7 protein-coding genes are annotated in these 9,825 nt (G+C 61.0%); 5 read left to right on the plus strand and 2 right to left on the minus strand.

Annotated elements, in window-relative coordinates:
- Positions 1-351: 351 nt before the first annotated feature.
- Complete coding sequence (locus AAAT03_RS09710; protein ID WP_117839941.1) at positions 352-972, plus strand: helix-turn-helix domain-containing protein; 621 nt, start codon at positions 352-354, stop codon at positions 970-972.
- Between the two features lie 144 nt (positions 973-1,116).
- Here the strand turns inward: AAAT03_RS09710 and AAAT03_RS09715 are convergent, their stop codons facing one another.
- Positions 1,117-1,971, minus strand: a complete 855-nt coding sequence (locus AAAT03_RS09715; protein WP_117839942.1) for a MurR/RpiR family transcriptional regulator — start codon at positions 1,969-1,971, stop codon at positions 1,117-1,119.
- Positions 1,972-2,137: 166 nt separating this feature from the next.
- Entirely contained in the window at positions 2,138-4,729 is a 2,592-nt protein-coding gene (locus AAAT03_RS09720; protein ID WP_124785748.1) for a glycoside hydrolase family 2, read from the minus strand.
- 114 nt (positions 4,730-4,843) lie between these two features.
- Here AAAT03_RS09720 and AAAT03_RS09725 point away from each other — a divergent pair, with 114 nt between their 5' ends.
- The 4 genes from AAAT03_RS09725 (at position 4,844) to AAAT03_RS09740 (ending at position 8,928) form a co-directional block, all read left to right on the plus strand.
- The gene (locus AAAT03_RS09725; RefSeq protein ID WP_124785749.1) at positions 4,844-5,836 is read left to right on the plus strand and encodes a helix-turn-helix domain-containing protein; all 993 of its coding nucleotides are present in this window, start codon (positions 4,844-4,846) and stop codon (positions 5,834-5,836) included.
- A gap of 170 nt (positions 5,837-6,006) precedes the next feature.
- Positions 6,007-7,446 carry a glycoside hydrolase family 1 protein gene (locus tag AAAT03_RS09730; RefSeq protein ID WP_124785750.1) on the plus strand — a complete coding sequence of 480 codons (1,440 nt, stop codon included), beginning with the start codon at positions 6,007-6,009 and terminating at the stop codon, positions 7,444-7,446.
- A 151-nt stretch (positions 7,447-7,597) separates the two neighbouring features.
- Positions 7,598-8,134, plus strand: a complete 537-nt coding sequence (locus AAAT03_RS09735; protein ID WP_055310775.1) for a PTS glucose transporter subunit IIA — start codon at positions 7,598-7,600, stop codon at positions 8,132-8,134.
- A 236-nt stretch (positions 8,135-8,370) separates the two neighbouring features.
- Positions 8,371-8,928 (plus strand): hypothetical protein, encoded by a 558-nt coding sequence (locus AAAT03_RS09740; RefSeq protein WP_035136614.1) that lies wholly within the window; start codon positions 8,371-8,373, stop codon positions 8,926-8,928.
- Positions 8,929-9,825 lie beyond the last annotated feature (897 nt).

The following is a 9,825-nucleotide window of genomic DNA, read 5'->3' on the forward strand; positions in this document are numbered from 1 at the left end:
CCCAACCTCGTTGCGGCGCGGCTGCGCCTCTGGCACTTCAACAACATTGTCGCAGCCCCGACCCGCGGTCACGAGCGGGGGCTCCTGTCGTTTCCGTGCCCCTGGATTGGGTCATAGTGTCTGTCGTTGCCAAGACATCGGCACTCCCGTTGCTGGCGATGCGGCATCTGGGGACACTCCTGATGTAGTCATTGGGGACGTTCTTAAATGACTACTTAGGATGAGCGTCCAAAATCCGCGCTCGTTCGATTGGCGCATGTCTACGCAGCGTAGGTTGTCGAGCCTGGCCTTCAAATGGATACTGACTGTCGAACCGGTTCACTCCATTTCTTCAATTTGATTGGACAGCCCATGAACCAGACACGGCAAACCAATGCCTCCCATACTTTTTTGGCAGCGCATGCCATTAAGCAGCTGCGCGAAGAGCGCGGCCTCACCCAGCGCGCCCTGGCGGAAAGCCTTGGTGTGACCGATAAAGCCGTCAGCAAGTGGGAATCCGGCCGCGGCCTTCCCGACATTTCCCTCGTTGAGCCTTTGGCCCAGAGACTCGGCATAAGCGTGGCTGAGCTTTTGGCTGGTGACATTCGGGCCAACGCCAACCGTGCAGGCAATATGCTCAAAGGCGTCTTTTACGTTTGCCCTATCTGCGGAAACGTTGTGCACGCGCTCGGAGAAGGCAGCTTTAGCTGCTGTGGCTCCACGATGTTTCCCCAGGAGGCCGAAGAGCCGGACGCGGACCACGCCTTTTCCATCGAGCGCATCGAGGACGATTGGTACGTCACGCTCGATCATCCCATGACCAAGGATCACTACATTAGCTTTGTGGCATATGCGACTATGGACGGCGTCTGCTTTAAGAAGCTCTATCCAGAGCAATCGGTGCAGCCGCGCTTCCATATTACCGGGCGCGGCAGGATATATCTTTACTGCAACCAACACGGGCTCTTTACGTCGCTGACGCCTCGCAAATAACGGCTGTCTATCCGCCCTCCTCATGCGTTTCCCAGGGGACCCAAAATGAGCGTGGATAATCTCCCGGTTTTGGCCTGTGTGCGGGCTCAAAGTGGGAGATTATCCACGCTCGTTATCTGAGTGTCCAAAAATCCACGCTCGTCGTTACTTGAGCCCGGGCAGGCGGGTGTAGGGAAACGACCGCTCGAGGAACTCGGAACAGCGGGCATAATCTTTGGCAAAGTAGCTGCTGTAGAGCGAATCGAGCACGTATTGCACGGCGATGTGGCTGGCGAACTGCGTGATGCGGTGCGTCATACTCTCGTGGTCGCTCACCATGAGATAGGCGGCAAAGCCGGGGTGAATGCGGGCGCAGTACGGTGTGCCGATGACGATGACCGGGACGCGTCGACTGCTGAGGATCGGCAAGATCTCCCTGAGGTTGGGGGCAAGGCCGCTGTAGGAGATGACAATCGCCACATGGTCGGGGCCCGAGGCGAGCGCCGTACGCACCTGCGCCTCGACGCTGCCGTAGCACGTCGCGCTTTTACCGGCGGAAAGCAAGCGATCGCGGAACATTCCCGCTGGATACAGGTTATGCGAGCCCGTGTAGATGTCCACGGTGTCGGCGCGCATGACGAGCTTGGCGGCGTAGTCGAGCTGTGCGGGGTCGAGCAGTTCCTGCGTTTCGGCCAAGGTGGTCTGGTAGAGCCCCTCCATGCGCTCCATTACCTGTGCGGGGGTGGAGGTGGCATCGAAGGGAAAGTTGATGTCCACGTCGCGCCGATTGCCCGCCTCGGTCGCCTGGCGGATGAGCTCGACCTTGAGGTCTTTGAATCCCTCGAGGCCGAGCTTTTTGCAAAAGCGGTGCACGCTCGCGACCGAAACGTTGGCGCACGCGGCAAATTCCTTAATGGAAAGCCCGCGCACATCCTCGCCCATGGCGAGGGCCGTTTGCCCAAGTTGTTGCTCGGTGGGGGTGAGGCTTTTGCCCTGCGTGATCTTTCGCCTGATATCCATATGGCTCCTATGCGTTTGCGTCGCGATAAACCAATCATAACGATAAATAAAACGTTCGGCTTGGCTGGGAGTTTTGGTCCGCCGGTCTATGAACGACGGACCGCTCGACGCCGTGCGGGCTCAACATGGGGGCACTGTCCTTGTTGGGCCGTTTGCGCCCGGGGCGTTACCCGAGCACACGTACGGGCCCCAAGAGGCCGCTGGGCTCGGAGGGCTCGGTCATGCCGAATATGTCGGGGACGGCGTGATCGAGGGTGTTGATGATGTCGATCGTAAGCGCGTGCTCACCGGCCAAAAGCGCGCCGACCTCAAAGCGGTAAGGCGGACAGATACGGGTGCCGAGGGATTTGCCGTCGAGGGCGACGGTTGCGGTCTCAAAGACCTCGCCAAGGTCGATGACGGTGCTGGTGACCGCTTCGCCCAGGACAAAGGAGGCCTGGTAGCGGAATGTGCCGGCCTTGCCGGGGAACTCGGCCGAGGAAAGGTCGTGCAGGTCTGCAAGCTCAACAGGCTCGCCAAAGGCATCGGTGCCAGGGGCAGAGAAGGCAACCGCCCAGGGCCCGTCGATGCATGCGGCTTCGTCTCCAACGGTTGCCGCGCCGGCGGAACCTGTAGCCCCAAGGACCACGATGCAGCTCTCGTAGGGAGCCAACTCGAGCGTGCCGTCAAAGGCGGCGGGCTCGGTGCCGTTGAGCAGGTCGAGGCGCGCGCCTGCAACGGGTGTGCCGTCGGCAAGCGCAACCTGAGTGGAGATACCCTGCTTGGGATGCTCGTTGACGAGCATCAGATAGCTCTCGCCCGCCCGCTCGTAGCGCAGTGCGCGCAGCCAGGGCTGGGGCTCGGCGCAAACCACGGTCTGCATGCCGGTATTGGCAAGTGTGCCTGCGAGCCCGGTGGTCGCCAGGAGTTTGATGCCGGCGAGCGCGGTTGCATCCAGGGAGGCAAAGCCCTCGCGGCCTGCAGTGTCGCCGTCGTAGCGCTTGTTCGGCAACTTATCCAGCGCGTACACGGCAACGCCCGCGGCTGCGGCGCGCGCGGCAAAGTCGAGCACGGCTCCGCCGACAAACTCGGCTCCGGGCATCACCAGGCAGCGGTATGCCTGGCCGTTCACGCTAAAGCCGCTACCGTCTGCGGCAATTTCAACGGCATAGCGCCCTGCGTCCTCAAATGCCTCTGCTGGCACGATGTCAAAGTCGACCTGCGCGCGCATAAGCTCGGAGGCGGCATGCTGCATAAAGTTCGCCTCGCCTGCCCACTCGGCGTCCGCATGGTAGAGAAGCGCCGCCGGGGTCGTTGCACGCCCGCCGCTCAGCAGACTCGCCGTACGGTTCATGTAGCTCATGAGCTGCCCAAAGTGTGCAAACTGGGGGTTTTGGCCATGCGCATAGAAATGCGGCGGGCAGTCCCAGTCGGGGAAGGCGGCCATGCTAAAGGCATGCGGCACAAACCAATTGACGCCGCGCACCAAAAAATGATCGGCGATCCACTTCATCTCGCGCAGGCCTTCGTGCCATCCAAATGCGCCAAAGACCTCGGCCATGCAGCGCCCCTGCTTTTTGGGGTCGAGGTGTGCTGCCGAGGAGCCCAGCTTGGGCAGCACGTAGTTATAGAACTCGAGGTCCCATACGCCGCGTCCGTAGCTGTGAAGGCCGCGGTCCATGCCGGGTACCAGCTGGTTGATCACGATGTCGACGCCCGCCATGTCCTGACCGCCCACGGCGCGGAAGTAGTGCCCGGCGCCCACGCCCAGGCGCGCGTGGCAGTCCTTGTCCTCGATAACGTGGCCGATGTACTGCACGCCGCGCGCGCGGCACCAGTCTCCGAGCTGGTCGCAGAAGCACTCCTTATAGAGGGTGCTCGCGATGTCCATATAGACGTGGCGTACGTGCGCGCCGGCCGGCTCGCGGTCCCACAGGTGCGGGAGCTCGGCCAGGTAGCGCTCGCCCAGTGCAGCGCGTAGGCGACGCTCAAGCTCGGCCGACCAGGGTAGGGGCGCGGTGGCCTTGCCGATGAGCGTGTCCGAGATGCCATCGGGGCCCGTGGTGCCCTTCTCGTTGGCAAATCCGGGCTCATCGGAGAAAAAGCCCAGGATCGTCTTGCCAAACTCATCGCCCAGATGCTCAAAATGCGGCTCGTAGACAGCATCGATGAGCTGCGCCACCGAGGCGCGGTCGACCATATTGATGTAGTCCTCGTTGTAGGAGGTCTTGCCGCTCGTGAACATCACGCATGCCTGCGTGAGGCCCGCAGGTGCATCGAAGACCAGGCGGCTGGGGTTGCCGTCTGCATCGTCGATTACTCGGTAAGCGACGTCGACGGGGCTGCCGTCCTGCATAAATGTCACGCCGTAGAAGCGCTCCGTTTTGTCGAGCATGTTGGCGAGCGCGATGCTCGCGGCGGACGTGGGGCCCACGATGTCGAACGTGCGGTGCGTGAGCACGATCTTGCGGAGCTCGGGCACGGCCTCCTCGACGGCGCCGTTGGCAAAGCCCGTGGGGAAGTGCGCATCGTCCAAGATCCAGAGCTTAAGGCCCAGCTGCTTGCACTCGTCAATGACAAAGCGCAAGTCGCGCCACCAGCCCTCGCCGCAAAAATCGGGGTGTGGGCGGCTTTCGAGACAGACCTCGTGGATGTCGGCGCCGGCGATCTTTTCCAGATACTCGGCAATGGTCTTATGGCTCTCGCCCTTCATCCACAAAAACGGAAGCACGTGGTTGTCGTATGTGCCCTCGAGCACCTGCTGATAGTACGCGGTCATGGATCCTCCTTGGCTCGATCGGTCTGCTGCATAGCACAGATTATGGACGCGTCGGCGCGTTCTGCTAATATCTGAATCACGACGAACTATGACCAAATCAACGATTGGCAAGCCATGGAGATCGACGAGCTCGAGCGTAGGCTCAGCGAACTGAGCACCAGTGAGATCGCTTATAAAGACGGCATGGCATTTGATTGGTCGATTATGACCGAGCATGTCGAAATCGACGGATGCCCAGTGCGCAAGATTGGGCAGCCAGGGTTTGCCTATGCCCAGCCCGGCATGCCGCGTGGCCTGACGATAAGGAAAAACTCGCGCTTTAATGCAGTTCCCGAGCACGTGCATGATTACGTGGAGATGAGCTATGTGTATCGCGGGCGCTGCCCGCAGACGGTGGCGGGGGAGAGGCTCGAGTTGCGCCGCAACGAGGTGCTTTTGCTCGACGCCCTTTGCCCTCATGCCGTGGCGGCGCTCGGCGAGGACGACATCATGCTGAGCATGACCGTTTCACGCTCTTTTTTGCGCCGGAGTCTCGAGTCGAGCCTCTCGCGCGAGAGCGCGGTCTCGCGGTTTTTGTTCAACGCGCTCAACAGCGAGACGGACCATCGGGGCCATGTCCGTTTTCATTGCGGCGAGAGCCGTCGGATTCGGCGCTACATGCAGGAGATGCTCTGCGAGCTGTACGACCCGAGCCCCAACGGTTCCGAGATCGTCCTGCGTCTGTTTCAGCTGTTTTTGGCCGAGCTCATGGATTGCTACGAGCGCGAGCTGGTGCGCGGCGCGGCGGACGGCGCGGCGGGGCCCACTGCCCTGGTGACGGGAATGCTTGGCTATATCGATCGCGAATTCGCTGCATGCTCCCTCGAGGGGATGGCGGCGGAGTTTGGCTTGAGCCCTAATTATGCGACGGCGCTCCTCAAGCGACATGTGGGCAAGACCTTTAGGCAACTTGTGCAGGAGCGACGCCTGGTGCGTGCGGCCGAGCTTCTGCGCGGTGGCGCCACGGCCGGGGCGGCTGCGCATGCGGTGGGCTATGAAAACATGAGCTTCTTCTACCGTAAGTTTCACGACAAGTATGGCTGTACCCCCGCGGCATACCGCCGGTAAGCGCGGGGCGGATCGTCTTCGCTCCTTCGGTGTCAAAAAGTTTCAGCTGCAGCGCTGTTGCAGCGCGCGTCTGCGAAAAGAAGTGTCCAAATCGGCGCCTTCGCCCTGGCCTGGAGCGACTCGGCGGCATACTCGTTTCATCAGCAACACGCATGAGCGAGGAGACACTTATGGGATTCCCCGAGGGTTTCTATTGGGGTGGCGCTACCGCCGCCAATCAGTTTGAGGGCGCTTGGAACGTGGACGGCCGCGGTCCGTCGGTCGACGACCACTTCTTGGGCGGCAGCTACAAGGAGCCGCGCCAGATTACGATCGACATCGACCCTAATCGCTTCTACCCCAACCATGACGGTATCGACTTTTACCATCACTACGAGGAGGACATCGCGCTGTTCGCCGAGATGGGCTTTACCATGTTCCGCATGTCCATCTCTTGGAGCCGCATCTTCCCCAACGGCGACGACGCCGAGCCCAACGAGGCCGGCCTCGCCTTCTACGACCGCGTCTTCGACTGCCTGCGCGCTCACAATATCGAGCCGCTCGTGACCCTGTCGCACTACGAGATGCCCTATCACCTGGTCGAGAAATACAACGGCTGGGCGAGCCGCGAGCTCATCGGCTTCTTTGAGAAGTACTGCCAGACCGTCTTCGACCGCTATCAGGACAAGGTCAAGTTCTGGCTCACCTTCAACGAGATCAACTGCGGCACTCAGGACATGGGCAACCTCTTTGAGACCAGCATGATTCAGGGCTTTGAGGGCCCGGCTTCGGCGGTCCATGCTACGCCGCAGGCTCGTATGCAGGCGCTGCATCACCAGTTTGTCGCCAGCGGCCGCGTCGTGCGCTATGCCCACGAGCATTACCCGCAGTTTAAGATGGGCAACATGGACTGCTTCATCCTCTCCTATGCCGCCACGTGCGATCCGGCCGACGTGTTCGCCACGCAGCAGGAGATGAATACCATGAACTGGTACTGCTCCGACGTGCAGGTGCGCGGCAAGTATCCGTTCTATGCCAAGCGCTTCTGGGCCGAGAACGATGTCGAGCTTGTGATGGAGGACGGTGACCTGCAGGATATCGCCGACGGCAAGGTCGACTTCTACACCTTTAGCTACTACATGTCCGGCACCGTGGGCACCCACAAGGATCACGAGATGACCGAGGGCAACATGACCTTTGGCGGCAAGAATCCCTATCTGGAGTCCACCGACTGGGGCTGGCAGATCGATCCGCTGGGTCTGCGCATCGCCCTCAACGAGATTTACGCCCGCTACGAGATTCCGCTGATGGTGGTCGAGAATGGCATGGGCGCCTACGATGAGGTCGAGGAGGACGGTTCCATCCACGACCCGTACCGCATCGCCTACTTGCAGAGCCACATCAAGGCCATGGGCGAGGCCATTGCCGACGGCGTCGACCTGATCGCCTACACCTGGTGGGGTCCCATCGACCTGGTGTCCGCCGGCACCGGCGAGATGCGCAAGCGCTATGGCTTCATCCACGTCGATAAGTACGACGACGGCACCGGTACCTACGAGCGCCGCCGCAAGGACAGCTTCTACGCCTACCAGAAGATCATCAAGTCCAACGGTGCCGAGGGCCTGGATTAATCGACAATATGAGCGCCACTGGGGAAAAGGTTTTGGGAAGGGCTTGGAAGGGCTTGCGATTCGAACCCTCACCTTAGTATTTTGGCCATTTGGCACTATAATCACCATAGGCATGCGCAAAACGTTGCGCTTAATCAAGAGGAGAAATCGTATGGGTCTGTTTGACATGTTCAAGAAGAAGGCTGAGCCCGCGGCTGCCGCTGCTCCGGCCTCCATCTCTGCTTCTGCCGGCGCCGACGTGCTGTGCTCGCCCGTCAAGGGCAAGGTCATCAAGATGGCCGACGTGCCCGATCCCGTCTTTGGTGGCGAGGTCCTGGGCAAGGGCTGTGCCGTGTGGCCCGAGGACGATCTGGTCTACGCTCCCTGCGACGGCAAGGTGACCGTCACCATGGGTCACGCCGTGGGCCTACAGTCCGATAGCGGCATCGAGGTTCTGGTGCACGTTGGCGTCGATACCGTCAACATGAACGGCGATGGCTTCGAGGGCTTCGTCAAGGCCGACGACGTCGTGAAGGCCGGCCAGCCCATGCTCAAGATCGACCGCGCCAAGATCGCCGCCGCCGGCTACAAGGACTGCGTCGTCGTGGCCGTGTCCAACACCGCCGAGTTTGCCGATGTCGAGCTCGCCGTCGAGGCCGACTCCGCTGTCGCCGCCGGTGACGCCATCGTTAAGGTCGTCCGCAAGTAAACTGCGGCATCATAAGGATGTGCAAGGGTGGTCGGGTTGTCCGGCCACCTTTTTTATTGCACCGCGGGGAAGCGTTTTATTGCACGTTGGGCGGGCTCGCAAACCGTTCGGACGCTAAAACGAACCGACCGCGCCTTCGTGCCGTCGAGGGTGTTAATAAGTTGATAGTATGGGCTTACTTTTTACAACGTGCGCCGCGTCTGGGAAGCGCGGTGCCGCTCATTGGGAGGAACAACATGAAAAAGAAGCTGCTGCTTGCGCCCCTCATGGCCGTCTTGGTTGCATGCGTGGTCGTGCTTTCCGGCTGTGGAGGTCCTTCGGTCGAGGAACTCATCACCGAGGATCTTACGACGCAGTTTGACGAGGTCAAGAACGGTGGCGACGACTTCCTCTCTGGTCTGGAGGAGGCTTCGGGCGACGAGTTCGAGCAGCTGGGTATCGATCCCAAGGAGTACGCCAAGACCTATCTCGAGGGCTTTGACTACAAGATCGGCGACGTGACGGTCGACGAGGACAAGGGTGTCGCGACCGCCGAGGTCTCTATCACCTGCAAGTCTATGAACAAGATCGTCGAGGACTTCTCCACTCAGTATCAGGAGAAGGTCGCTGCGCTTGACACGGTTCCTTCCGATGACGAGCTGTACAAGATGGCCGGTCAGGTTATGGTCGATGTGACCAAGGCCACCGAGCCCAGGAAGACCACGGTTATCTTCAAGTACACCTGCAACGACGACGGCGAGTGGTCTGCCGATGACTCCGTCAACTCCGAGATGATGGATGCAATGCTGAGCTAGTTTGTTGCGGCGTTTTACCAAACGCCGCAACTGCTCGACGCTGCGCGGGCACCAGAGCGACAACTTGTCATTCAAAGAGGACGGCATGACCAGAAGGTCTATGCCGTCCTCTTTTCATGCCAATTTGTTCGCTCTGGTGCCCGCTCGCTGTCCGTCCTCTACCTGCGGCGTTGTCATGGTAGTCATTGGGGCGGCACTTGGGGACGTTCCTTTTAATATGAGCAGGACATTGTCAAGAGGCAAAATCGGGCCTGGCCCCAACGATATGGGGTCAGGCCCTCTCCCTATATCAACCCGTCCGCGGCGACCTCGGCGTGTCTTACCGACGCTCGTCTTTGCAGTTTAATATCCGCCCGTGGCGATCTCTCGCTGGGCAATCCGTTGCTACGGCTGAGGCTTCTACGTCGAACCGACAGTCTGTGCACGCGTGTGGCGCCCTGGGCGCTCGCAGAAAAGGGACCTGAGGTTCGCCTCGACGGCTTCGGATCGAACCGCTTCCGGGGTGACTGGCTTATGTGCGGGGGACCGCCCCCTACGCCTCCTCGGCCATGAGGCCGACCGCCCACACCCAGCAGGCGAGCTCGCGCGCCGTGGCGACGTTCGCCTTGTTGCCGTGGACCCCGCGCGCGAGCAGCGCCTCCCGCCTCTCGACCAGCCTCCGCACGCCCTTGGCGGCATGCCTCCGGGCGGCCGGGTCCGGGGCCTGGCCCTTGGCGAGGTCCTTCGGCCGCCCGGAGCACGTCAGGTAGTGCCACGCGGCCTCGACCAGCTGTTAGCGTCAATATATTTTTCACCATTTTCACCAACGTATTTTCGCCAATCGCGCCAACGCGGATGCGCCGGATTCGCCAACGCGGATGCGCCGCTTTCGGCGTCTAGGCTCCCTCCTCCTTCCCG

The sequence above is a fragment of the Collinsella sp. CLA-AA-H167 genome (assembly GCF_040095305.1).
GTDB lineage: Bacteria > Actinomycetota > Coriobacteriia > Coriobacteriales > Coriobacteriaceae > Collinsella.

Bases quoted from the DNA above. Each gene is read 5' to 3' on its own strand.
- AAAT03_RS09710 (WP_117839941.1), top strand. From the start codon at position 352: ATGAACCAGACACGGCAAACCAATGCCTCCCATACTTTTTTGGCAGCG.
- AAAT03_RS09715 (WP_117839942.1), bottom strand. From the start codon at position 1,971: ATGGATATCAGGCGAAAGATCACGCAGGGCAAAAGCCTCACCCCCACC.
- AAAT03_RS09720 (WP_124785748.1), bottom strand. From the start codon at position 4,729: ATGACCGCGTACTATCAGCAGGTGCTCGAGGGCACATACGACAACCAC.
- AAAT03_RS09725 (WP_124785749.1), top strand. From the start codon at position 4,844: ATGGAGATCGACGAGCTCGAGCGTAGGCTCAGCGAACTGAGCACCAGT.
- AAAT03_RS09730 (WP_124785750.1), top strand. From the start codon at position 6,007: ATGGGATTCCCCGAGGGTTTCTATTGGGGTGGCGCTACCGCCGCCAAT.
- AAAT03_RS09735 (WP_055310775.1), top strand. From the start codon at position 7,598: ATGGGTCTGTTTGACATGTTCAAGAAGAAGGCTGAGCCCGCGGCTGCC.
- AAAT03_RS09740 (WP_035136614.1), top strand. From the start codon at position 8,371: ATGAAAAAGAAGCTGCTGCTTGCGCCCCTCATGGCCGTCTTGGTTGCA.